At 64.5% G+C, this 448-nt stretch carries 1 protein-coding gene; it reads left to right on the top strand.

What is annotated here, in order from left to right:
• Window positions 1–109 precede the first annotated feature (109 nt).
• A partial coding sequence (locus DY467_RS25605) for a CBS domain-containing protein (RefSeq protein ID WP_164639848.1) occupies window positions 110–448 on the top strand: 339 nt, incomplete at its 3' end.

Raw genomic sequence — 448 nt, forward strand, 5'->3', positions numbered from 1 at the left:
TGCCTGCACTGATCTCGCATTGACGCATCGTGCCGGCGGGGCACAGAACGAGCCACGATGCGACCGGCGTGGCGCTCGGATCACGGCCGCGGCTTAGGGGAGACTGAATATGCGTGCTCACCAAATCATGACCCGGCAGGTGGTGACGATCGGCCCCGAGGCATCGATCGTCGACGCCGCCAGCGCGATGATCGACAACCATCTCAGCGGCCTGCCGGTCGTCGATGCCGACGGCAAACTGATCGGCATCATCTCCGAAGGCGATTTCATCAGGCGCGCCGAGATCGGCACCGAGCGCAAGCGCGGCAGGTGGCTGCGGATGCTACTCGGCCCCGGCACCTGCGCCGGCGATTTCGTTCACGAACACGGCCGCAAGGTCGGCGAAGTGATGACGCATCACCCGCACACGATCACCGAGGACACCTCGATCGAAACCATCGTCAAGCTG

This window comes from Rhodopseudomonas sp. BR0G17 (assembly GCF_010907025.1).
Lineage (GTDB): Bacteria > Pseudomonadota > Alphaproteobacteria > Rhizobiales > Xanthobacteraceae > Rhodopseudomonas > Rhodopseudomonas palustris_H.